General features: G+C 65.0%; 22 protein-coding genes. 10 read left to right on the top strand and 12 right to left on the bottom strand.

Annotated elements, in window-relative coordinates; all coding sequences use genetic code 11:
- Positions 1–4: 4 nt before the first annotated feature.
- Together bamA and V9K97_RS17585 are read left to right on the top strand one after the other, a co-directional pair.
- Positions 5–2,419: an outer membrane protein assembly factor BamA gene (gene bamA / locus V9K97_RS17580; RefSeq protein ID WP_337319593.1), complete on the top strand. Its 2,415-nt coding sequence runs from the start codon at positions 5–7 to the stop codon at positions 2,417–2,419.
- A gap of 16 nt (positions 2,420–2,435) precedes the next feature.
- Complete coding sequence (locus tag V9K97_RS17585) at positions 2,436–3,116, top strand: response regulator (RefSeq protein WP_337319595.1); 681 nt, start codon at positions 2,436–2,438, stop codon at positions 3,114–3,116.
- On the opposite strand, the gene V9K97_RS17590 is transcribed toward V9K97_RS17585, so the two are convergent.
- Positions 3,077–3,334, bottom strand: a complete 258-nt coding sequence (locus V9K97_RS17590; protein WP_337319597.1) for a hypothetical protein — start codon at positions 3,332–3,334, stop codon at positions 3,077–3,079. The two genes, V9K97_RS17585 and V9K97_RS17590, sit on opposite strands and share 40 nt — an antisense overlap.
- Before the next feature lie 144 nt (positions 3,335–3,478).
- On the opposite strand from V9K97_RS17590, the gene V9K97_RS17595 reads away from it, so the two are divergent.
- From V9K97_RS17595 to V9K97_RS17615, 5 genes are all read left to right on the top strand, one after another.
- A complete protein-coding gene (locus V9K97_RS17595) occupies positions 3,479–5,053 on the top strand; it encodes an ATP-binding protein (RefSeq protein WP_337319599.1) in 1,575 nt (524 codons plus the stop codon).
- Entirely contained in the window at positions 5,050–5,742 is a 693-nt protein-coding gene (locus tag V9K97_RS17600) for a response regulator (protein WP_337319601.1), read from the top strand. The genes V9K97_RS17595 and V9K97_RS17600 overlap by 4 nt, the downstream gene beginning before the upstream one ends.
- 114 nt (positions 5,743–5,856) lie before the next feature.
- Positions 5,857–6,303 (top strand): universal stress protein, encoded by a 447-nt coding sequence (locus V9K97_RS17605; protein WP_126747000.1) that lies wholly within the window; start codon positions 5,857–5,859, stop codon positions 6,301–6,303.
- A 129-nt stretch (positions 6,304–6,432) separates the two neighbouring features.
- The gene (locus V9K97_RS17610) at positions 6,433–6,678 is read left to right on the top strand and encodes a GlsB/YeaQ/YmgE family stress response membrane protein (protein ID WP_126747001.1); all 246 of its coding nucleotides are present in this window, start codon (positions 6,433–6,435) and stop codon (positions 6,676–6,678) included.
- 9 nt (positions 6,679–6,687) lie between these two features.
- Positions 6,688–8,694, top strand: coding sequence for an AsmA family protein (locus V9K97_RS17615; protein ID WP_337319604.1), 2,007 nt, complete (start codon positions 6,688–6,690; stop codon positions 8,692–8,694).
- Positions 8,695–8,727: 33 nt separating this feature from the next.
- Here V9K97_RS17615 and V9K97_RS17620 read toward each other — a convergent pair whose 3' ends face one another.
- Positions 8,728–8,985 (bottom strand): hypothetical protein, encoded by a 258-nt coding sequence (locus V9K97_RS17620; RefSeq protein WP_337319606.1) that lies wholly within the window; start codon positions 8,983–8,985, stop codon positions 8,728–8,730.
- A gap of 268 nt (positions 8,986–9,253) precedes the next feature.
- Here V9K97_RS17620 and V9K97_RS17625 point away from each other — a divergent pair, with 268 nt between their 5' ends.
- A complete protein-coding gene (locus V9K97_RS17625) occupies positions 9,254–9,535 on the top strand; it encodes an HU family DNA-binding protein (protein WP_337319608.1) in 282 nt (93 codons plus the stop codon).
- Positions 9,536–9,645: 110 nt separating this feature from the next.
- Here the strand turns inward: V9K97_RS17625 and V9K97_RS17630 are convergent, their stop codons facing one another.
- The 5 genes from V9K97_RS17630 to V9K97_RS17650 all read right to left on the bottom strand — a co-directional run bounded on the left by V9K97_RS17630 (position 9,646) and on the right by V9K97_RS17650 (position 16,909).
- Positions 9,646–10,176 carry a L,D-transpeptidase gene (locus V9K97_RS17630; RefSeq protein WP_337319610.1) on the bottom strand — a complete coding sequence of 177 codons (531 nt, stop codon included), beginning with the start codon at positions 10,174–10,176 and terminating at the stop codon, positions 9,646–9,648.
- 198 nt (positions 10,177–10,374) lie between these two features.
- Positions 10,375–10,734: a hypothetical protein gene (locus V9K97_RS17635; protein WP_258502177.1), complete on the bottom strand. Its 360-nt coding sequence runs from the start codon at positions 10,732–10,734 to the stop codon at positions 10,375–10,377.
- A gap of 171 nt (positions 10,735–10,905) precedes the next feature.
- The gene (locus V9K97_RS17640) at positions 10,906–14,304 is read right to left on the bottom strand and encodes an efflux transporter outer membrane subunit (RefSeq protein WP_337319612.1); all 3,399 of its coding nucleotides are present in this window, start codon (positions 14,302–14,304) and stop codon (positions 10,906–10,908) included.
- Positions 14,292–15,611, bottom strand: a complete 1,320-nt coding sequence (locus V9K97_RS17645) for a hypothetical protein (protein ID WP_337319614.1) — start codon at positions 15,609–15,611, stop codon at positions 14,292–14,294. The genes V9K97_RS17640 and V9K97_RS17645 overlap by 13 nt, the downstream gene beginning before the upstream one ends.
- A 41-nt stretch (positions 15,612–15,652) precedes the next feature.
- Entirely contained in the window at positions 15,653–16,909 is a 1,257-nt protein-coding gene (locus V9K97_RS17650; RefSeq protein ID WP_337319616.1) for an HlyD family efflux transporter periplasmic adaptor subunit, read from the bottom strand.
- Between the two features lie 843 nt (positions 16,910–17,752).
- On the opposite strand from V9K97_RS17650, the gene V9K97_RS17655 reads away from it, so the two are divergent.
- The gene (locus tag V9K97_RS17655) at positions 17,753–18,157 is read left to right on the top strand and encodes a hypothetical protein (protein WP_337319618.1); all 405 of its coding nucleotides are present in this window, start codon (positions 17,753–17,755) and stop codon (positions 18,155–18,157) included.
- Between the two features lie 30 nt (positions 18,158–18,187).
- Here V9K97_RS17655 and V9K97_RS17660 read toward each other — a convergent pair whose 3' ends face one another.
- The 5 genes from V9K97_RS17660 to V9K97_RS17680 all read right to left on the bottom strand — a co-directional run bounded on the left by V9K97_RS17660 (position 18,188) and on the right by V9K97_RS17680 (position 22,912).
- Positions 18,188–18,949, bottom strand: coding sequence for an enoyl-CoA hydratase (locus tag V9K97_RS17660; protein WP_337319620.1), 762 nt, complete (start codon positions 18,947–18,949; stop codon positions 18,188–18,190).
- Entirely contained in the window at positions 18,946–20,127 is a 1,182-nt protein-coding gene (locus V9K97_RS17665) for a CaiB/BaiF CoA transferase family protein (RefSeq protein WP_337319622.1), read from the bottom strand. Before V9K97_RS17665 ends, V9K97_RS17660 begins: the two co-directional genes overlap by 4 nt.
- Before the next feature lie 4 nt (positions 20,128–20,131).
- On the bottom strand, positions 20,132–21,106 hold the full coding sequence (locus V9K97_RS17670) for a Bug family tripartite tricarboxylate transporter substrate binding protein (RefSeq protein WP_337319709.1): 975 nt from the start codon (positions 21,104–21,106) through the stop codon (positions 20,132–20,134).
- Positions 21,107–21,241: 135 nt separating this feature from the next.
- A complete protein-coding gene (locus V9K97_RS17675) occupies positions 21,242–22,135 on the bottom strand; it encodes a LysR family transcriptional regulator (protein WP_337319624.1) in 894 nt (297 codons plus the stop codon).
- 429 nt (positions 22,136–22,564) lie between these two features.
- Positions 22,565–22,912 carry a DUF2958 domain-containing protein gene (locus V9K97_RS17680; protein WP_337319626.1) on the bottom strand — a complete coding sequence of 116 codons (348 nt, stop codon included), beginning with the start codon at positions 22,910–22,912 and terminating at the stop codon, positions 22,565–22,567.
- A gap of 131 nt (positions 22,913–23,043) precedes the next feature.
- Here V9K97_RS17680 and V9K97_RS17685 point away from each other — a divergent pair, with 131 nt between their 5' ends.
- Entirely contained in the window at positions 23,044–23,418 is a 375-nt protein-coding gene (locus V9K97_RS17685; RefSeq protein WP_337319628.1) for a helix-turn-helix domain-containing protein, read from the top strand.
- Positions 23,419–23,473: the final 55 nt, after the last annotated feature.

Consider the following 23,473-nt stretch of genomic DNA (forward strand, 5'->3'; position numbering starts at 1 on the left):
GGCGATGAATCCATTCAAGCCTGCTGCGGCTCGCGCTGCGCTGTTTACCGCACTGTTCACTTCATTGGCCTGCGCCACCGCCTGGGCTGCCGATCCGTTCACCGTGAAGGACATCCGGCTCGAGGGCCTGCAACGCGTCGAGCCGGGAACGGTCTTCTCCACGCTCGGCATCAGGACCGGCGACACCTACAGCGACGACCGCGGCAGCGCGGCCATCCGATCGCTGTTCGAGCTTGGCCTTTTCAAGGACGTGCGCATCGACGTGACCGGCAGCGTGCTGGTGGTGATCGTCGAAGAGCGCCCTTCCATTGCCGACGTGGACTTCGTCGGCACCAAGGAGTTCGAAAAGGCGGCACTCCAGAAGGCGCTGCGGGAGGTGGGCCTGGCCGAAGGACGGCCCTACGACAAGGCATTGGCCGATCGCGCGGAACAGGAACTCAAGCGCCAGTACATCAGCCGCAGCCTGTACAACGCGCAGGTCATCACCACCGTGACGCCGCTCGAACGCAACCGCGTGAACCTGACCTTCACGGTCACAGAGGGGGAGCCCGCGCGCATCAAGCAAGTGCACGTGGCGGGCAACCAGGCCTTCAGCGAAGGCACCCTGCTCGACCTGTTCGACCAGGACAGCGGAGGCTGGCTGAGCTGGTACACCAAGTCGGACCAGTATTCACGCAGCAAGCTCAACGGCGACCTGGAAACGCTGCGCTCCTTCTACATCACTCGGGGCTATCTCGAGTTCCGCATCGACTCCACGCAGGTGGCGATCTCGCCGGACCGAGAGTCGATCACGCTCACGGTCAACATCACCGAGGGCAAGAAGTTCGGGGTGGCCGGCATCAGGCTCGAAGGCAACTACCTGGGTCGGGAGGTCGAGTTCAAGTCGCTCGTCACCATTCGCCCGGGCCAGCCCTACAACGGTGAAGACGTGGCGGCCACCACCAAGGCCTTTACCGACTATTTCGGCACCTTCGGCTATGCCTTTGCACGCGTCAAGGCCGAGCCGGAGATAGACCGCGACAACAACCGCGTGGTGATGGTGCTGCGCGCCGAGCCTTCGCGGCGTGCGTATGTGCGACGCCTGAACATCGGAGGCAATGCGCGCACGCGCGACGAGGTCATTCGCCGCGAGTTCCGCCAGTACGAGGGCGCCTGGTACGACGGCAACAAGATCAAGCTCTCGCGCGACCGCGTGGACCGCCTGGGATTTTTCACCGAAGTGAACATCGAAACCACCGAGGTACCGGGATCGCCCGACCTGGTCGACCTGACAGTGAACGTGACCGAGAAGCCGACCGGTTCACTGCAGCTGGGCGCGGGCTATTCGTCGACCGACAAGGTGTCGCTGAGCTTCGGCATCACGCAGGAAAACGTGTTCGGCTCGGGCAACTACCTGGGGCTGCAGGTCAACACGAGTTCGTACAACCGCACCGTCTCGCTGACCGCCACCGCCCCGTACTTCACGGCGAGCGGCATCTCGCGCACCTTCAATGTGTTTCACAACACCACCCGTCCCTACTACGAGGCGGACGGCAACTACAAGCTTGCGAGCGACGGCGGCTCGGTGCGCTTCGGGCTGCCGCTGGGCGAACTGGACACGGTGTACCTCGGCATCGGCGTGGAGCGCTACAGCTTCACACCGGGGTCGAACGGCGCCTACACGCTGGTCGATGGTTCCTATGTGTACACCGGCACGCCGCAGGCTTACCTCGACTACTTTCAATGCACGGGCACCGCGCCCAGCGTGGTGTGCGCATCGAAGAACATGGTGGGTATTCCCGCCACCATCGGCTGGGGACGCGACGACCGCGACAGCGCGCTCGTTCCGACTCGGGGTCGCCTGCAAAGCGCCAACCTCGAGATGGGTGTGGGCAGCGAGCTGCGGTACCTGAAGACCACCTACCAGTACCAACAGTACTTTCCGCTCTCCAAGCAATACACGCTCGCCATCAACGGCCAGCTCGGCTATGCCAGGGCGCTGGGCGGCACGGCGTATCCGATTTTCAAGAACTTCTATGCGGGCGGGCTCGGCTCCATTCGCGGGTTCGAGCAGAACTCGCTGGGGCCGACCGATGCGGTCACGGGCGGCGCACTCGGCGGCACGCGCAAGGCCATTTTCAACATGGAGTTCAGCACGCCGTTTCCGGGCGCCGGTAACGACAAGTCGCTTCGGCTCTACACCTTTCTTGATGCCGGCAACGTGTTCGCGGAGCGCACCGCGAGCATGACCGACGCCCAATGGAAGGCCCAGAACCGGTTGCGCGCATCCGCGGGCCTGGGCATCAGCTGGATCTCTCCGCTCGGCCCGCTGCGGCTGGCCTATGCGGTGCCGCTCAAGTACCAGAAGGCGGACGAAGCCAACGGCATTGCGGCCGACCGCACGCAGCGCTTCCAGTTCCAGATCGGCACTTCGTTCTGAACCGGAGCACCATTCCATGAGCCGGATCCTGCTGGTGGAAAAAGGCCGCGATATGGCGGCCATGCTGCTGGAGGGCCTGCAGCGCGCGGGCCACCAGGTCGAACACATTGGCGACGCTGCGCAGGCGGTCGACCGCATCCTCACTTCGCCGCCGGCGCTCACACTGCTCGACACCGCGCTGCCGCGCTACGACGGGCTGCGGGTGCTCGAAAAAGTGCGCCCGCACAGCGATCATCCCATCATCGTGCTGACGGCCCGCACCCGCGAGGCCGACCGGCTGCGCGGACTCGACCTGGGAGCCGACGACTACGTATGCAAGCCCTTCTCGCCGCGCGAGGTGGTGGCGCGGGTGAACATGGTCTTGCGCCGGCATGCGCAGCGCCATCGCACCGCGATGCCCTCGCCTTCGGTGGCGTTTGGCGACCTGTCCGGCGGCGTGAGGATCGAGGGCCGCCCGCTGGCGCTCACCGGCCGCGAACTGCGGCTGCTGCAGACGCTTTCGCGCGAACCGGGGCGCGTGTTCGCACGCTCTACGCTGCTGGAAGCCGCATTTCCGGAAGCGCTCGACGTGAACGAACGCGCGGTCGACGGGCACATCAAGAACCTGCGCAAGAAGCTCGCCGCCGTGTCGCCCTCGCACGACTGGATACGCTCGATCTACGGCGTCGGCTTTGCCTTCGAGGAACGCCCGGGCTGAGATGCCGCGCAGGCCGAAGGCGCTGGCCGCGCGGAGCCACTGCCGGCGGCCATGATCGGCGCCAGGGTGGAAAGACTCGAATTTGCCGCGCCGTCCTTGCCGGCCGCCACGCATCCGCCGCTCGCCGCCAGCAGTGCACCGGCCACCAGCCCGCAGAAGACCAGAATGCCCGCGAGGTGCTGCGTGTACATGGGCGTGAACGGGTTCATGCCCCGCATGGTGCGTTTTGATTCGGGAGAAATGTTGGAGAAGCGCTTCTCCCAATTTCCTCCTCGATTCGCGGTCACGATTGCCGGCTTGCCTATGCCGCCCCTTGCTTCCGAACGCATGCCGGAGAATGCGCCCATGCACCCCATGAGCCCATGCCGCGCCTGACCCTTTCCAGAAAGATCTTCCTTGCGCTTGCCGCGCTGCTGATCGTGTTGCTGCTCAGCTTTGCGGGTCTTTCCATCGTTGCGCTGCAGCGCGGCCTGGGCTCCTACGTGGCCGAGATCGAGATCCGGCGGATGGACTGGCTCTCGCAGCTCCTGCTGAAGCACTATGCAGCCAACGGCGACTGGAAGAAGCTGCGCGACAACGAAGACGCCTGGCACCGCCTGCAGATGGGCCGGCTCGCCGCCGTGCTCGATGGCGCCAACAACGCCGACGAAAGAAAGCTGCCGCCCTGGTACGAGAACCGGCCGCCGGGTGGCAACGGCGCCGAGGGCGGCTTGCGCCCGCCTCCTCCGCCCTCGCCTTCCCCGCAGCTCGAGCTGCTGCCCAGGCGCTTTTCGCCGATGCCGCCGCCCTGGTTCTTTCCGGACCCGCGCGAGGCCGCCGATTCCATCTACCAGCGCCTGGCGGTGGTAGATGCGCAAGGCGCGCACGTGGTCGGGGCGAAGGTCGACCAGGAAAACGCCGCGCGCCTGCCCATCCGGCACGGCCGGTCGGTCGTCGGCTACCTGGTGCTCGCACCGCTGCAGGGCCTGGAGAGCGAGGCGGACCGCGCCTTTCTTGCACGCCAGTCCGGCGTGATTGCCCTTACCGGGCTGTGCGGGCTGGTATTTGCCCTGCTGCTGTCGTGGCTCCTGGCGCGCCGCTGGTTCCGGCCCATCGACGAACTCACGCAGGCGGCGCAATACGTTGCGCGCGGCAGGCTGTCCACACGCGTGGCCGTGCATGGCTCGGACGAGCTCGCGCTGCTCGGCAAGACCTTCAACGACATGGCGCAGCGCTTGGACACCGTTGAAGCCTCCAGGCGTGCGTGGCTGGCCGACGCGGCGCATGAACTTCGCACGCCGCTGGCCGCCATGCGCGCGGAAATCGAGGCTGTGCAAGACGGCGTGCGCACCTTCGACGAACGCACCGCGCTGCGGCTGCACCGCCAGGTGATACGGCTTGGCCAGCTGGTGGACGACCTGCGCAGCAGCATGCGCGAGCCGCAGGGCGCGCTGCTCTCGACGGCGGTGTTTCCGCTTGCACTGCTGAAAGACGCGCTCGACCACACGCGCGACCGCTTCGCCACGCGCGGAATTGCCGTGGACCGCAGTGCGATCGACCTGGTTTCGGCCTGGGCACAGCCGATCATCGACGGCGATGCGCACCGGCTGCACCAGGTCTTCATGAACCTGCTCGAAAACACGCTCGCCTACACCGACCCCGGCGGCCAACTGCGCGTCGGCGTCTCGGTCGATGGCGGCTGGTCGGGCAACTCGCTGACCCTGCATTTCGACGACAGCGCGCCGGGTGTTCCCGAATCGGAAATGCCGCGGCTGTTCGACCGGCTGTTCCGCGGGGAATCGTCGCGCAACCGCGAACTTGGCGGCTCGGGCCTCGGGCTCTCGATCTGCCGCGCGGCCATCGAGGCGCATGGCGGCACGATCGACGCCGACGCTTCAGAGCTGGGAGGACTGCGCGTGACCATCAAGCTGCCGCTTTCGAAGGGGGTATCGCCATGACCCGCATCGTCATCGTCGAGGACGAGCTGGACATTGCATCGGTGGTGCAGGACTACCTGCGCCATGCAGGCTACGAAACCGAGCACTTCGCCGATGGCCAGAGCGCGCTCGACCACATCGTTGCAACGCCGCCCGACCTGACGCTGCTCGACATCATGCTGCCGCGGCTCGACGGCATCGAGGTGCTGCGCCGCGCGCGCGAACGCACCAGCCACCCCATCATCATGCTCACCGCGCGCATCGAAGAAGTCGACCGCCTGCTCGGCCTGGAGCTTGGCGCGGACGACTATGTGTGCAAGCCCTTTTCGCCGCGCGAACTGGTCGCGCGGGTGCGCGCCGTGCTGCGCCGCACCGCACCGCCCGGCGAGCGCAGCCAGGCCCGCCAGGGCGCGCCCGGCCTGCTGCTGGACGACGTGCACTGGCGCGCCTCGCTCGAGGGAACGCCGCTCAATCTCACACGCCGCGAGTTCGGGCTGCTGCAGGTGCTGTCGCGGCATCCGGGACGCATCTTCTCGCGCGCGCGGCTGCTCGAACTGGCCTATGACGACACCATGGACGTGACCGAACGCGCCATCGACAGCCACGTGAAGAACCTGCGCCGCAAGCTGGGCGCCGTGACGCCTTCGCATGACTGGATCCGCTCGGTCTACGGCGTGGGTTTTGCGTGGGAAGCGCCATCCCAGGGCTGAGCCGGCGCTTGCGATTAGAGGCAACCGCCCAGCTCCCTGGCTTGCAGGCCCTCGTGCCGGGTACTAGACTGGACTGTGAAGGCACCCGCAGTGCCGGGGGCCAAGGAGCAGGCCATGTACAAGCGCATCCTCGTCGCAACCGATGGCTCTTCACTCTCCGACAAAGCGGTCGATGCCGCCATCGACCTGGCCTTGCTGGCGCGGGCCGAACTGGTGAGCGTGACCGTTACGCACCTGCTGCCCTATGGCTACTTCGAAGGTTCGATGGTGATGAATCAGCGCGAAATCGAAGCCTCGCAGGAACAGGTGGACAACGACGCCCAGCGCCTCGTCGATACCGTGCGGACCACCGCGGCGGCCAAGGGCGTTCGCAGCGCGCAAGCCATTGTGATCAAGTCCAACCAGGTGGCCGAGGCCATCATCTCGACGGCCAAGAACCAGCAATGCGACCTGATCGTGATGGCCTCGCACGGCCGGCGCAGCCTTGCGCGCCTGCTGATGGGCAGCGAAACTCTGCATGTGCTGACGCATTCGCACATTCCGGTGCTTGTGCTGCGATAGAGGCGATTGCGATTTTTCGGCAACAAAGCACAAGTTCACAGTTCGACTTGATCGTTTCCGGGCCATTGCCTGCACCGCTGCTACCCTTGCCGCTCCAAGGCCAATCCTGGCCGATCAAGGGAGTAGGTAATGAGTCTTTTGTGGTTTCTGGTTGTGGGCCTGGTCGCCGGCTGGCTGGCCGGCATTCTGGTCAAGGGTGGCGGCTTCGGCTTGGTGGGCGATCTCATCGTGGGTGTGATCGGTGCTTTTCTTGGAGGCTTTTTGTTCAGCACGTTCGGCGTGTCGATGGGTGGCGGCCTTGTCGGCAGCCTGATCGTTGCCACCGTCGGTGCCGTGGTGCTCCTGTTCATCGTTCGCCTGATCAAGCGCGCATAGCGTTTTCTATTGAAATCAAAAATCCCACGCGTTGCCGCCTGGACCCTGCTTCTCCTTCTGGGCCTGGCGGCCATTGGCATCGCACTTGTCCTGAGCCTTGACTGGAATCGTGCGCGGCCATGGATCAACCAACGCGTGAGCGAAGCGACCGGGCGCCCGTTTGCCATACGCGGCGACCTGATCTTGCAGTGGAACAACCCCGAGACTGAAACAGGCTGGCGCCGCTGGGTGCCCTGGCCGAGGCTGAGCGCGCACGACATCACCCTGGGCAATGCAGACTGGAGCAAGACCGGCCCGCACCTGGCAGAAATCAAGCAGCTGACTTTCTCGCTGAACCCGCTCTCGCTGCTGGATCACACGATCCGCATCCCCACGCTGGAACTCGCGGGCCCCGTTCTTTCGCTGGAACGCACCGCGGACGGCAAGAACAACTGGACGCTGGCCTCCGACAACACGGCGCCATCGGCCTGGAAGCTCGACCTGCAGCGGCTGGTGCTGAACCACGGCACCGTGAAACTTGCCGATGCGCAGGCAAAGCTCAATCTCAAGATCGATGTCGAAAGCCTGCCGCGCGAAACCGCTGAAGGCTACGGCATCGGCTGGAAACTCGGCGGCACGTTTCGCCAGACTCCGCTGCACGGCAGCGGCCGGGCTGGCGCGGTGCTTTCGCTGCAGCAGGACAAGAAGCCCTACCCGCTGCAGGCAGGCGTGCAGATCGGCACCACGCGCATCGACATCGCAGGCACTTTGACCAAGCCCGATGCGCTCGCGGCGCTGGACCTGCGGCTGAAGCTTTCGGGCGCGAGCATGGCGCACCTGTACCCGATCACCGGCATTACCCTGCCCAACACGCCGCCCTTCAGCACCGAAGGCCACCTGGTCGGCAAACTCGACAAGGCCGGTGGACGATGGCTGTACGAACATTTCAAGGGCAGCGTGGGTGAAAGCGACATTGGCGGCACGCTCGAATACATCTCGCAGCAGCCGCGGCCTTTGCTGCGCGGGCAGGTGCAATCCAACCAGTTGCGGCTCGAAGACCTGGCACCGCTGATCGGCGCGGACTCCAACGCCAGCAAAGCCAAGCGGGGTGCCGCCGCCGTCCAGCCGACGGACAAGGTGCTGCCGGTGGAAAAGTTCGACACGGCAAGCTGGGGCAGCATCGACGCAGACGTGAAATTTGCCGGCCGCAAGATCATCCACGCCAAGGACCTGCCCATCGACAGCCTGGTGGCGGATTTGCATCTGAAAGACAGCGTGCTGTCGCTCACGCCGCTGAGCTTTGGCGTGGCGGGCGGCACCCTGGCCGCCACCGTCAAGCTCGACGGCAGGCAAAACCCGATTCGCGCGGAAGTGCGGTTTTCGGCGCGCCGCCTGAAGATCAAGGAGCTTTTTCCAACGCTGAACACCATGCAGGCCAGCCTGGGTGAAGTCGGCGGCGATGCGGCATTGTCCGCGGTCGGCAACTCGGTTGCGAGCTTGCTGGGCACGTCGAACGGAGAAGTGAAGGCGCTGGTCAGCAAGGGCACCATGAGCAAGTTCCTGCTCGAAGCCATGGGGCTGAACATCGGCAACGTGGTGGCAACCCAGATCTTCGGCGACAAGCAGGTTCAGCTGAACTGCCTGGCAAGCGACTTCAAGGTCACGCAGGGCGTGATGCAAACGCGATCGTTTGTGCTGGACACCGATGAATCGATCATCAATGTGACAGGGCAAATCAACTTGTCCAGCGAGCAGCTGGCATTGGAGATCCAGCCGCGGAACAAGGCGCTGCGCGTGCTCTCGCTGCGCTCGCCGCTCTATGTGAAAGGCACGTTCAAGAACCCGGATGTCGGCGTCGACAAGGGGGCGGTTGCGCTCAAGCTGGGTGCCGCAATTGCGCTGGGTGCCGTGGCTCCCGCCGCTGCATTGCTGCCGCTGCTGAACGTGGGGGCCGAGGAGTTTGCAGGCTGTGCGCCGCTGGAGGCCGCTGCAACGAAGAAGCCGCAGGCACCCTCTGCAAAGGCCCCGTCGCGCTGACAGCGCGAGAACGCGTTGGCAGCTCGTGTCTCGTTATTTCTGCGTATTGGCGCGTGCTGCGTGCGCCGCCCGGCACGCCTCCGTTGCGCGATACGAAGCCAATGCAAAGCAGCGCGCCTCTGCCTCGCGCGCCAGCGCCTCCAGCGAGCGGCGCTCTTCGGCCGCATCCACCTGAAATTCGACGAGCCACTTCATGATCATTGCCATGACGATGAGCAGGCCGACGAGGGCGGCCATCAATGTGCCGCGCCAGTTGCGGATGCGCAGGACCGAAGATTCCGAGTTATTCATTGCTGTGGGTGTGCAAGCCGGCAAGATCAAAAGTTGCCCTGTTTGGCTTGGCCACGAAGATACGTGGTGCGCCCGAATTCCCACAGGAAATGTTTCACGTTCGGGATTGGTTACGTGTAACACCGCAACTAGGGTACAACTCTGTCCAGTACGCCACACACCCTTCGGCGAAGTTCTCGCCGCGCGGGAATTCGGCGTTCGCATTCAGTCAAACTCGGGTGCTGTACCTATCTTTTTTCCAACCGTTCTATTGAAAGGAACTCCTGTTTTGAACAAGACCGACCTCATTACCGCAATCGCAGAAGACACCAACCTCAGCAAGGCCGACGCAGGCCGCGCATTCGACTCGGCACTCGAGCATCTGTCGCGCGCCCTGGTGCGTGGAGAAACCGTTCAGCTGATCGGCTTCGGCACCTTTACCGTGGCGAGCCGCGCCGAGCGCCAGGGCCGCAACCCATCGACCGGCGAAGCGATCACCATCAAGGCCAGCAAGAGCCCCAAGTTCGCCGCCGGCAAGGCGTTGAAGGACGCGATCAACCAGGTGGGCTGATCGATCGGGGTACCAGCCCCGATCCAACGTTGGCGATTCGCCGGCTCGAATACGTTTTCGGGCCAGCGCGCCAACCTGCAGCGCACCGCTGTACAAAGCCCGGCGCCGGGTCAACCGTCGCCTTCGGGCAAGAACCTGAAATACGCGCGTGCAGGCTGCTTCTCGGGCAAGACGTAGACCACGCCGCGCGCACTGCCGAACACCGGCTTCACATAGGTGTCGTAAAACGCCGCGGGCACATTGATGCAGCCATAGGAGATGCGGTGATCTTCCGCATTTGCCGACGCCAGCCGCTCCAGCCGCCGCTCCGACTTGTTGTTCGTTCGAACGCGATGCATGGACACGGCCGCGCCATAGTCCAACCAGACAATATCTTCGCCTTGCAGGTTGACGCCAGGCTCTGAGACAAAGCGCCCGGCGGGAGTGGTGCGTTCATCAGGGCGTATGTCGGAAAGCTTTCGCTCGCCGATGCCTGGCACCGACTCGTCTCCTTGCGCGAGCCCCAGCAGCACGGGCGATGCGCCTTGCAGGGTACCGTCAGCGCCAAAGATGAAAACGTGCGCTTTCTTCTTGTCGACGATTACGAAAGGAAGGCCTTGGTTGTCTTGCGCGCTGGTGGCTGCTTGCGCCAGCTGCCGCACTTCGACCGATGCTTGGGTGCTTGCGGAATTCTCGGCAGCACCGGTTGCCGCGTGAATGAAGGCTGCCCCGCATGCAAGCGCAAAAGACAGGAGCAGGGAGTTTTTCATAAGCGGCAAAACATGGCGCGAGAACCCGGCTCGGAGCGTGGCCGCAACTCAAAGTTGGCGGCCACGCCAAGGCGCCGGAGGCGCAGTCGATCAGCCGCGGTCAGCGCGGGCGCGGCGCACCGGCGGTGCGGGCGCCGGCTCAGGTGCGGGCATTGGCGCAGCAACGGGTGCCGGTGCCGGCGCCGCCACCATGCGCACCGGCTCGGGCGCCGGTGCCGGGGCAACCACGCGCACAGGTGCGGCGGGCATGGCGGCCTGCAGCGTGGTGCCGGTTTCGCCCATGGGGCCGCCGGTCTGGTTTTGTTGTCCGGCCGGCATGTACACGTTGCCCGAGATGGCTGGCATGTCGGTCTTTGCCGCTTGTGCAACGCCTTGCGCCATTGCCGGTGCGATTGCGAAGGCCATGGCCGAGGTCACCAGAACGTGAGCCACCGAGTGCTTGATTTTCATCTGTAATTTCCCTGAAGTCTTGATTGCGACTGGCAACCCGGGGGCGGATGCCCAGCGCGAGCGCAGTCTGCAATCAAGAACGCAGGGAGCGGCGCGGAGACGACAGCGCGCACTCCACGATCCGCACAAGTCGTGAAATTTGACGCGCTTGCATGCGCTGATGCGATGCCATTACGCGCCGCGCCAGCCGCCGCCGAGCGCCTTGTAAAGGTTGACCATGTTCACAGCCTGCTTCAGTTGCATCTCGATGAGCTGCTGTTGCTCTGAATAGAGCTCGCGCTGCGCGTCCTGGCTCGAAAAATAATCTTCCAGGCCGCCGCGGAACCGCGTGCGCGAAATGCTCGCCACTTTTTCGAGCGCCTGCACGCGGGCGTGCTGTGCCTCGAGTTGCGGGCGCATGTGGTCGTCGGCAATCAGTGCATTGGCGGTCTCGCGGAATGCGACTTGCGCCGCGTACTCGTAAGAGGCCATGGCGGCGGCCAACCGCTCTTCGTTGCCGGTGATATTGGCCGAGCGGCGGCCCCAATCGAAGATGGGCAGCGACACGCCCAGCACGCCGGCCCAGCTCCTGTTGCCGCTGCTCAGCAGCGTCGACAAATCTCCGCTGATGCCGCCCGCCAGCGCCGTGAGCGAAATGGTGGGCAGCATGGCTGCCTTGGCTGCTCCCACGCCTGCGTTGGCGGCTTCCACCCGCGAATAGGCCGCCAGAAGATCCGGACGCCGCTGAAGCAGGCTCGACGGCAGGCCCGCCGCAACCGTTGCCGTGGAGCTCTGGGGCCAGGGCCGTGCGCTGCCCGTATCGGGCGGCACCGGTTGGCCGACCAGTACGTTCAGCCATTGCAGGTCTTGCGCAACGCGCATGCGGAATTCTTCTTGCCGCACCCGTGCGTTCTGCAGCAGCGACTGCGCGCGGTACACGTCGAGCTGCGCCGCACCGCCGGCCGCCTTGGCGCGGCCGATCATGTCGGCGTTGGAGGCCAGGCCGCTTTCGTTGGCATTTGCCAGCGCCAGCAGTGCGCGGTCGGCGCGCAGGGTGAGATAGGCATTCGACACCTCCCCCACCAGGTTCATGCGGGCCGCGGCAAAGTCCTTGTCGCCTGCTTCCGCCAGCGCGCCGGCTTGCTGCGCGGTGCTCTGCTGGCGCCCGAAGAAGTCGAGCTCGTACGACGTGACGCCGGCCTGGATGTCGAAGCTGTTCGACACGCGCCCGTCAGAAGGCACGTTGCCCACTGGGCTGAGCGAGCCTTGCGGCGTGGTCTGCGCGCGCTGCGCATGGCCAGACAACCCGATTTGCGGGAACAGCGAGGCGCGGCTTCCCGCATACACGGCGCGCGCTTCGCGGGCCTTCGCGGCATAGGCGCGCAGGTCGCGGTTCTGGGTGAGCGCGGTGGCGATGAGCCCGCGCAGTTCATCGTCCTGAACAAAGTTGCGCCATTCGACCGGCTCGGCATTGGGCGCCGCGGTGCCCGCAGGGAATTGCGAAGGCAACGCCAGGTCGGGTTGCTTCATGGGTGGCGTCATGTTGCAGCCACTCACCACCAGCACCACGCACACCGCCAGCACCATCAAGATGAGCCGCAGAGAAAAGCGCACGAACCCCGCTTCGGGCGCGCCGAAGCCCGCGCTGGCGAGCAAGGCCGACGCGGCACGCCATGGCCGTACCTGAACCGCGACGTGGCTCGGGGGCACGTTGAACACATGGCTTACCAAACGTTCGCGCTGCGCCTCGGTGCCGGCAAATCGCAGTTCGGCCCCAGCCGAGCTTTTGCCGGCAAGCTTTGCAGGCAACCAGCCGACCGGCTCGACGTACACCTCCAGCGGCTGCCCCACGCGCATGCGCTTGAGAGCGCGCGATTCGAGCAGCGCGCCATCCGCAGCAATGTTGACGAAGCGCGAGTCGACTTCGCCGGTGGCCGTTCGCAGCCGGGTGCGCGCGCGCCAAGGAAAGCGCTCTTCCTGATCGGGCCGCGGCAGATCGACGCAGGCGATGAGCGCCGCCAGGCAAAGAACAAGCGCAATGCCGGTCCACACCAGATTCAGCTCGTCGCCGGGCGTGAGCTCCTCGCCGCTCAAGGCCACCGACGCTCCACCTAGTTGCAGCGCCACCAGCAGCCCGCCGAACACGGCCACCAGCTTCCAGTGCACCACCGTCTTGGAACGGTCGAGCCCCTTGTTCGTTACCTTGAAGGGGCGGCCGAAGGGCCGCAGCATTGCGCTGGCAAGCGTGCCCGTTACCGCCATGGCGGCCACGAGCTGGCTCACCTCGCTGAACACCGGCAGGCACCGCCGCTGGCTGATCCAGTAGCTGTAGGCCCAGAACATCATGAGCGGCGGCAACCCGAACGAAGCAAAGGCTTGCGGCGTGGCATGGAACACCGACACGCCCGCGTACCAATAAAGCGCAGGCGCCAGCATGATCATTGCCATGAACGGCTTGCCCAGCCAATGCAGCAGCCCGTGCAGGAAGTGCAGCCGCGCCGAGAAGCTGTAGCCCTTGCCGCGCAGCGGGCCGTTGGGCAGCAGCGCGAGTTGCACTGTGCCCAGGCACCAGCGGCTGCGCTGGTTGATGTAGTCGATGATGCTCTCGGCCGACAACCCGTTCGACAGCCGTTCGCCCAGCCAGCGCGTGACATGCCCGCGCCGCAGCAGCAGGTAGGTGGTGTGGATGTCTTCGCACACGCTGCCCACCGGAAAGCCGCCCGCGGCGGTGATCAGGTCGCGCCGCACGATGAACGAGGTGCCCACGCAAAAGGCCGAGTCCGCCGCGTCCTTTGCGGGTTGCAGCACGTCGAAGAACACGCGCTGCTCGTCGACCCAGCTGTCGGTGGCGCGCAGGTTGTGCTGGATGGGGTCGGCGTTGTAATAGAACTGCGGCGTTTGCACCAGCCCGACCTTGCGGTCCGCAAAGAGGCCGAGCATGCGGTAGATGATTTGCCGCTGCGGCGCAAAGTCGGCGTCGAGCACCAGGATGTACGGCGCGTTGGTTACGCCTGCGGAAATCTTCAGCCCGTTGTTCATGTTGCCCGCCTTGGCGTGGCTGTTGTCGGGCCGGCGCGCGTAGTGCACGCCCTTGCGCTCGCAGTAGTCGCGCAGCCAGTCGCGCCGGGTGTCGTCCAGCACCCAGACGTTCACTCGCGGATAGTCGATGGCCTGCGCGGCGATGATGGTTTTTTCGAGCACCGCCAGTTCTTCGTTGTAGGTGCAGATGAACACATCCACCGCAGGCACCTTGTCGCCGCGGCGGCGCAGCTCGGCCTCGCCGAGGTCGGCCAGCTTCGTGTTGTCGCGGCGGCCCACCAGCATGTGGATGGACATCAGCGTGTAGACGATGGCCGTGAGCTCGAAGGCCAGAAACACCCATGCAAACAGCGTTTCAAAGCCCAGGTCCGAAGGCGGCATGGTGGCCACCACGCGCCACACGGCATAGCGCATCAGCAGCAGCGCGGTAAGCGCGCCAAACACCATGCGATGGCTGGTGCGATCGACCCGCGCCAATGACATGAGGAGAAGCGCGAGGCCCGCAACAAGGGCGTTGAGCTGGAACTCCGGCGTAGCGATCAGGTTGGACATGATGGGATAGCTCCTGCGGCAATGGTCTTGCCGGTGAAGGGGTTGAAGCCGGTTGCGGCAAGCGCAATCCAGGCGGTAGCGCCCAAGTGGGGCCAGCGGTAGTAGTAGAAGTCGGCGCCCGTCGAGTCCGGCCCTATGGCCAGGCCGGTGGAAATGCGGGCGCTCGGGGTTGCGTAATACAGGCCGTTGTCGGCGCGTTGCGATGCAAGCAGCTGCCACAGCGCCTCGGGTGCCGTGCCCTTGCGCGCCACCAGCGTTGCGGCGGCCTGCGCGCTGCCCTCGGTCCAGATGCCGTCGGGGTTGCGCGAGAAGCCGTAGCCCTCGGCGAAGCGGTGGTTCTTGTCGACCCAGTCGAGCGCCCGGGTCCACGCGCATGAACCTTCAGGCGCCGCCAGCACAGGCCACAGTTGCGCATCGAGGCCAGAGGCTTCGGTGGAGATGGTGGCGCCGTCCTCCTTGGTGCCGATATTGAAGCGCTGCTCCTGCGCATTCCACATGCGGTTGACGAAGTCGAGCGCGGTGCGGGCCTGCTGGCGCTCGGCTTCATTGGGCCCGCCCGCGCGCGCGGCCCAGGCTGCAGCCATGGCAATGTCGATGTTGTGCTCGGTGGACTTCCAGGTCTGCGCGCGCTGCGCGTTGTCCCAGCCATACCAGCCGCCGTTGTAGCCGTCAGGCGCATTCTTGGCACGGGTGCGCTGTTCGATCCAGCCCAGCAGCTTGCGCGCGCTGGCCATGTAGGCCGGGGACCGCTCCGCCTCCGACAGGTTCAGCAGCAGCAACGCGGCCCACGCCACGTTGCCGGTGGCGGTGCTCACCTGGTAGGCATCGGCAATCCATTGCTTCTTGCCCGCATCCCAGCGGCCCGGCAGCGCGGCCTTGTCTTCGGTCATGGGGCCGGCGCGATAGGCGTTGCGCACGCGGCCGTCGGGCATGCCCGGGTCGCGCTCCATGGCGCGCACCACGGCATCGCCGATGCGCTTGGCCGAAGCCATGTCGCCGCAGGCCAGCAGCGCAATGCCGGCCAGTGCGTTGTCATAAGTAAAGGCTGCGCCGGCCAGCGCGGGCTCCAGCGGCGGGCCCTGCTTGTTGTCCCCAAGCCGGTAGCTCGCAAGGAACAACGGCCCCGAGGCTGCGCCCTTCTGGTCTTCAACCACCGCGCGGCGCAGCCCCTCGCAGCTTTGGCGCGCGAGCTGCTGCTGCGTGGCGCCAGGCTTTTGCGCATGGGCCGCGGGCATCAGCAACATCGACACCATCGATGCGAGAGCGCAATGCGCCAAGGTGCGCGGAATGGAGGAGAGAACCTGCATGGGCTTGTTCCGGCTGCTGGGCGGTGCATTTCTGCCTGTGCTCAGGATCTTTGAAGGGTGGCCGTCACCACCTTGCCGGGGGCGCACATGTTGCTGCCTCCATCCGCCGGAGCCGCTGGCGCCTCTTTGCTTTCGATGCGCGCCACGGCGTAGAGGGAGCCCTGCTCCGCGTAAGGGAACGGCACGCTGTAGGTGCTTTGCAGTTCTTCTGAAGCCACCGGCAGCAATTGCTCGACCCGCGCAGGCATCGACTTGGAGTTTTCGCCGATCTTCACGTCGAGCATGGAGCCGATGCCCAGGCGCTTGGCCACGCGCGCCGGAAACACCGCCACCACGCCAAGCCGGCTGCAGTCGGTCACGCGCACCAGCGAGGCACCGGCCGTGACGTAGGCGCCCTCCGGTGCGAGCACCGAATGAACCTGCCCCGCCTGCGTGGCCTTGATCTCGTAGGAAGACAGCTTTTCGACCCGGCGGCGCTCTTCGTCTTCGAGCTGAATGACTTGCTTGAGCTGCTGGAGAATGGCCGCGCCGTCTTGCTGGGCGCGGCCCACGCTGTTGCGCAGCGCCTCGCGGCGGCTTGCCAGCGTCTGGAAAAGGCTGTTGCCGCTGGTGCCCACAAAGGCGCCCTGCCCCGCGCTTGCCACCGTCTGGGCCTGGCCGGCAAACGCCTGCTCCGCCACAGCCGCAGTGGCTCGGGCTGTGTTCAGCTGCGCCACCGATGCGTTCATGACCTGCTCGCTGATGGCGCCTTCGGCCAGCAAGGCCTGGTTGGTCTTGACCTTGTTTTCTTGCTCTTCGACCATGCTGTGCGCCGCGTCGCGCTGCCGGCGAGCAACCTGCCAGGCCTCCCAGGCTTGCGCCACAGAGGCCTGGCGGTGAACGTTGGCCTCCTGGCCGACGGACCTCATCTCCTGGTTGTCGGCCTTGAACTGGTTGCCCAGCTGCGCCAACTGGCTTTGCAGCGCCAGGTGCTGCGAACGCAGCGTGGTCAGGATTTCCTGGTTGACGGTCGGGTTGCGCACCGTGGCCACGGTGGTGCCTGGCTCTACCGTGTCGCGGGCGTGCACGACCATTTGCGTGACCACGCCGTTGATGGGCGACGTGATCAACGCCACCGGCGCCTGCAGCACCGCCCGGGTGGCCTGCGACGACAAGAGCGGCTGCACCAGCGTTGAGACCATCAGCCACAGCACAAAAGCCAGCAGCACATAGCCCGCCAGCTTGGGAACAAAGGCGCCCGATTGCCGGCGCTGGCCGCTGGACAAGAAAACCAATGAAGGCAGTTTCGACACACGCATACCCCACCTCTTTGATGCGAAGGCGTGCGCCGAAGACCGGCGCAACATCCATTGAATGAAAGGAATTGCCCACAGCACAACGGAGCCGGCCGACCGTGATGGTCAGCGTGTCCGCAATGCTGCAGTGCAATAAGAAGGTACGGCGAAAGGCGATTTACCACTGCTTCGGTCCGCAACAAGATGTGCGAACTTCACATTGCCGCCGCTCGTCCGCTCGCGCAAAGGTCCTACACGGCTCGCGGCTTTGGCCGGGTTGACAACAAAAGACCTCATGCGGCATGCAGCCGCCGCGCCCCTTCCGGCCGCCCAGTGAACGGGCAGGCAAAGGCTAGGAAGTGCGAGGCGCGAAAGTTCAACCGCTCCACATCGCGAAACCGGCGCGCGGGTGCGGCGGAACATATCCGGTAACCAACCTGATCGAAGCTGACGGTTTTCGACAACGCCTGCAACGATTGACCGTGGCAAAGCCCCCACGCAGCCGCATTTACATCAGCGATACCTGCGACACAAGGCAATACATGCGGGATTGCGGCTGGCGCCATAGTGCTTTTCCGCGATTTGCAGCCCCCAGTGCCGGGCCGCCGCAAATTGCCACCCCCACGCTCTTCGGCTGTTTACCGAGGCGCTACCGGAGCACAGGTCGTGTCATTGCTGCCCACGAGCGCCGCCTTCGCCGAGCCGCCCTGTGGAAAAAGCACGCCTTCTTCGCGTGCGCGCGCCGCGCGCGAGGCCCTGACGAGTAGCGCTTTATGGTTAATGCGCTGTAACGCCATTGAATGCTATTTGCTTCATCAAGACGCCAAGAACGAATGACGTTTCCGGCAACGTCAGGAAGGGCATGCCATGTCCATCACCCGCTTCGCCATTCGCACGCTTGTTTGCGTTGCTGCCGTGCCCGCCATTTCAGACGAGCCCCCCGGACCGCACGACCGCGTGTACCTGAGCAAGGCCGAGATCGAGAGCACCTTGATCGGCAAGCCCATCGTCTCGAACAACCTGGCGAGCGGCATGGTGTCGCGCTGGCAGTTTTATGCCGACGGGCGCGTCGACTTTGTCAACCGAAGCGGCCCGGGTCGCGCCTCGGGCAAATGGTTTTTGAACCCCGATGGCGCCATGTGCGTGACCATGGTTGCCCGAACCGGCTGCCGCTACTGGTTCAAGACCGAGAAAGACGGCGCCCTTGCGAATGCCAACACCAGGGAGCCCAACGCGCCCACGGTGGCCGAGATACGGTTCGAGCAGCCGTGAAACCATCAGGGCACGACTGCCCTGCACTACTCAGGCACGCCCGATGAAAGCGGCCACCCCGTCGTGAAATGCCTGGCTGCCGTACACCTCCGCGATCAGGTCATCGTCGTCCAGCCGCTGCTCGACGACGATGCGGCGGATGCTCTCCTTCACGGCCTTGTGCGTGACCGGCGACAGCGCCATGAGCCGGTCCGCCAACGCAAGGGCCGCGGCATCCAGTTCGCCCGGCGCGCAGGCGGCGTGCACATAGCCGCAGGCCAGCGCTTCCTGCGCCGTCAGGTGGTCGGCCAGCAGCAGCATGCGCTTGACGCGCGGCACGCCCAGGGCGGCCTGCAGCCGCGCGATGTTGCGCGACGACAAGGTGTTGGACAGCGTCCTGGCAATCGGCGCACCAAAGCGCGATGCATCGCTGCAGACCCGGAAATCGCAGGCCGTCGCCAGCGCCAGGCCGCCGCCCACGGCCCAGCCGTCGACCACCGCCACCGTGGGTACGGCCACGCGCTCGACCGCATCGATGACGCGCTCCACAAAGGCCTCGTAGGCGATGCCGTCACGGCCGCCCTGGAAGTCCTTGAAATGGCCGATGTCCGTGCCCGAGATGAAGGACTTGCCACCCGCCCCCTTGAACAGCAGGCTGCGCACCGCCGGGTTGCGCACGCACGCGCCGATGTGCTCCAGCAGCGCCTCGTACATCTGCAGCGTCATCGCGTTGTGGCGCTCGGGGCGATGAATCACGATCTCGGCCACGCCCGATGCATGGACTTGCAGCCGCACGCATTCAGCTGAACTCACAGGGCCTCCGTTGCGCTGGCGGGCGTGTTGATCTCGGCCAGGATTTCCTCGTTGTGCTCGCCCAGCAATGGCGGGTGCCGGCGCACCTGCTGCGGCGTGCCCAGCAGCTTGACGGGAAAGCCGATGTTCTTGACCTTGCCTTCGATCGGATGGTCGATCTCCATGCACATGCGGCGGTGCGTGCCGTGCTCGCCCTCGAACGCTTCCGGATATGAAAGGATGGGCCCGGCCGGGATGCCGGCGGCCAGCATGGCGTCGATCCAGTCGGCGCTGTCCCGCTGGCCAAACTCCCGTTCGAGCGCCTCGATCAGCGCCTCGCGGTTTTTCAGGCGCAGCGACACGCTGGCGTAGTCCGCGTGCCCGACGAGGTCTGGCCGCTCCAGCAGTTCGCACAGCCGGGTCCAGAGCTTCTGGTTGGTCGCGCCCATCACGAAGTAGCCGTCGCGCGCCTTCACCGCCTGATAGGGCGCGCTCATCTTGTTGCTGGTGCCCAGCGGTGTCGGCTGCTTGCCCGTACCCCAGTACTCGGACATGTCCCAGACCGAGAAGGCCATGGCCGCGTCGAACAGCGAAGCGTCGATGTGCTGGCCCACGCCCGACTTCTGCGCGCCGATGTAGGCCGCGAGCAGCGCATAGGTGGCAAACAGCGCGCAGCCGATATCGGCCACCGGCACGCCGGCCTTGACCGGCTTCTCGCCGGGGTAGCCGGTCACGCTCATCACGCCCGACATGGCCTGCGCCATCAAGTCGAAGCCCGGCCGGTCGGCCCACGGGCCGCTCTGGCCAAAGCCGGAGATGCTGACGTAGACGATCTTCGGGTGGATCTTCTTGATCGACTCGTAGTCGATGCCCAGGCGCTGCACCGCGCCGGGGCGGTAGTTTTCGACGATCACGTCGGCGGTCTGGGCCAGCTTGTAGAACGATGCGCGGTCGTCCTCGCTCTTGAGGTCCAGCGTCAGCGAGCGCTTGTTGCGGTTCATGTTCAGGAAGCCCATGCTGTCCGGCCCCTTCATCTTGAAGCCCATGGCGCCGCGGGTCTGGTCGCCGCTCGGCGGCTCGACCTTGATCACATCGGCCCCCAGGTCGGCCAGCAGCATGCAGGCGAACGGCCCGGCCATGACCTGGCTCACGTCCAGCACCCGGATGCCCTGCAACGGCAGTTGTCGCGCGTGGTTCATTTTTTCAGCTCTCCTCGGTGACCTTGGCGGTGCGCACCACGTCGCCCCATTTCTTGAACTCGGCAGCCATGAAAGCCGCGAACTTGTCGACGGAACCGCCGCCGTCCTCCACGCCGTAGCCGTCGAAGCGCGCAACCACATCCGGCTGCGCCAGCACCTTGTTGATGTCGGCGTTGATCTGCAGGGCCAGGTCCCTGGACATGTCCTTGGGGCCGACCACGCCATACCAGCTGGACACGTCGAAGCCCTTGAAGCCCTGCTCGTCCATGGTCGGCATCTCCGGAAAGCCCTTGGCCCGCTGCAGCCGCGTCTGCACGATGCCCGTCATGCGCCTGGCCTTGACCTGGGCCGTGGCCGCCGTCATGGTGTCGAAGCTGTAGTCGATCTGGCCGCCGATCAGGTCCGTCTGCATCGGGCCCGACCCCTTGTAGGGCACGTGGATGCTCTTGACGTCGGCGGCCATGTTGAACATTGCGGCCGCCAGGTGCTGCACCGATCCCGTGCCGGAGGAGCCGAAGCTGATCTTCCCCGGGCTCTTTTTGCACTGCTCGACCACCTCCTTGATGGAGCCGGTGGAATTCTTCGCGCTGGTTACCAGGATGTGCGGCGTGGCGCCGACCATGGCAATGGGCGCGAAGTCTTTCAGCGGGTCGTAGGTGATGCTCTTGAAGATGTGCGGCGAGATGGCATGCGTGTTGACATGGGCCATCAGCAGGTTCACGCCCTCGGTAAACCGGGTACGCGCAAAGAAATCAGCGGCCAGTGCGCCGGTGGCGCCGGGCTTGTTCTCGACCACCACCGAGCGGCCCCACAGCTCCGAGAGCTTTTGCCCCACGATGCGGGCGAACACGTCGGTGCCGCCGCCGGGCGCCCAGCCCACGTAGATCTTGACGATGCCCTTGGGCAGCTCCGTGGCCGCGAGGGCCCAGGGCGCGGCCAGCGCGCCGGCGCTGGCCGCAATGAAGTCTCGGCGTTTCATCATGTCGTGCGTCCTTTGTCTCTGTCGTAGTAGTGCCGCTACTCTCCCGTAGCGCAGAGGACGTCGCAAGAATGTGAAAGGCATGCCTGGCTTCGCAATCCGCGAAGCCGCAGCCGCAAAAGGGCCGCTTTCTTCCTAAGCGCTGCCGCCGATCAACTGGGCCACCACGTTGCGCAGCGTCTGCTCCTGCGCATGGCCTTCCACGCAGGACAGCACATAGGCGCGCTGGTGCCAGTCGCCTTGTATTTCGGCCGAGCCCAGGTCGTCTTCGGGGTGAAAGCTGCGCAGCACCTCGGGCGGCATCAGGCCCACACCCAAGCCATGGCGCACCAACGCCAGCATGGTGTCGAAACCGCTGGTCGAAAAGTTGTTGGGAAACGATCGGCCGCGGCTGCGGTAGGCCCCCTGCAAGGCGGAGAGGATCGCCGAGCCCTTGCCGAGGCTCACGATCGGCAGGTCCAGAAAGTCGTCGATGCCCACGGGCCCTTCCGCCGCAAACTGGAAATGCCGGCGGCTGTAAACGAGCACCAGCCTGTCCTGCCGGTAGTCGAACTTCGGCAGGTCGAGAAACCCGCTCTTCTTCTCATAGATGCCGACGTCGATCACCTTGTCGCGCAGCAACTGCTGCACGATCTTGCTGTTCTCTTCCATGATCTTCAGCGTGATCTGCGGATAGGCATCGCGCAGGCGGGCGATGTCCTTCGCAAGAAACTGGATGATGGCAGCCTTCGGCGCGCCGATGAGGATGCGCCCATCCTGGCCGCGGCACAGCACCTGGGCATCGCCCTCGAGCCGGCCGATGAGGTTGTCGATCTGCCGGATGTGCGCCATCAGCCGGCTGCCGGCCTCGGTAATCAACACGCCGTGGGGCACCCGTTTGAACAGCTTGGCGCCCAGTTGCGCCTCCAGGTCCGTCACTCGCTTGGACGCGGCCGCTACCGCCAGGCTCAGCCTGTCGGCGGCCCGCGAGATGCTGCCTTCCTCGGCAATGCAAAGAACGAGTTGGACGGTGGTGGAGTCGAGCTTCATGGGGAGTCTTATTGCACCGTTAGTTATGAGCGATATGTAATACCAAATGTGTACAACTTTGCGCCGCTCTACCGTCCAAACCGCCCATCACAGAGGGGGCGTTCTCCACCATTGCGGTGGATAAGACGGTGGAAAAGCCTCTGCGCGGCTAGGCGCCCCGCGCACCCCGCAACAGTACGCGTACTCTGGCTGGACCCGAAGTGGCCCATGGCAAGACGGCGGGTATCGCTTCACAGAACTCTCGCACGCACTTCACGTTGACTTCGCCCGCAGCACGCACACTGCCTTCCGACAGCGGCCGGCGTTGGTAGAGGCAAGGGAACAAAGATCCGCTCAGGGAAAAAACGCCTCGATGCCGCCCGCTGTCACCCTTCAAGATTCGGGCAAGTTCAGTGACCGCGCGGCGCCACATGCGGAGGGCACAAAGGCTCAGTCGACGATGCGCCCTGCGCGCCGCGCCAGCCGCGCGTATTCGCTCAACGGCTTGTTTGCCTTCCAATACAGGTCGCGCTCGATGCCCAGCGTGCCGCCCAGCAGCCGGATCGACATCAGCCCGCGCGCGGACACATGGCCCGGCGCGGGCGTGCCCATGCCAAGGTCGCACAAGCCGTAGGCCGTGTCTGCGTCGTCGGGGTTCAGTTCAGTGATGAGCCACCTGGCAGCGCCGCGCGGGTTGAGCCACTTGACCACCGGATGCGGATCGAAGCGAGGGTTGCCTCGCGATGCCTTGCCGTTGGCGAGCAATAGCTGGCGCAACTCGGGGGTGATGAGTTCCAAAAAGGCCTCCAAGGTCACTGTCCGACGAACTCAGACAGCGATCTTCAAAGCATGTCTTAAAGAACACATCGATGCTTGTGTGTCGTTTAAGACGTTTCCTTGAGATGCACATTTCTTCACGCTCGACAGCGATGAAAAATGCCAACCGAAGAGCCGCACCCCCGCCCGCACCCGTAGCCGGGACCTTGCCCAACGAGGTAACGCTGGCGCTAGGGAAGAACCTGAAGAAGCTGAGACTTGCCGCTGGCAAGACCCAAGTGGCCTTGGCCTACGACGCTGAGGTCGAGCGGTCTCGGATCTCCAAACTTGAAGGCGGTCACATCAATCCCTCTGTGATGACGCTGGCAACTCTCTGCTACAGCTTAGGGACGACGCTGCCTGTGCTTTTCGAGGGGATCGTGGCTACTAACGCGCCGACTTCTGAGGGGGGGTTGCTGCGGAGAAAGAATCAAGCGGTTTTGAACAAGTCAGCGCGGGCTGCGCGAAGACCTTCGAGCAGGAGTTGAGGTCCAAGCCCGAGTCTTTTTCGAGGACTCTAGAAGTCGGTGCTCTCCAGTAAAT

Origin of the sequence: Variovorax sp. CCNWLW186 (assembly GCF_037203865.1) — a bacterium.
In the GTDB taxonomy this organism is placed as follows: domain Bacteria; phylum Pseudomonadota; class Gammaproteobacteria; order Burkholderiales; family Burkholderiaceae_C; genus Variovorax.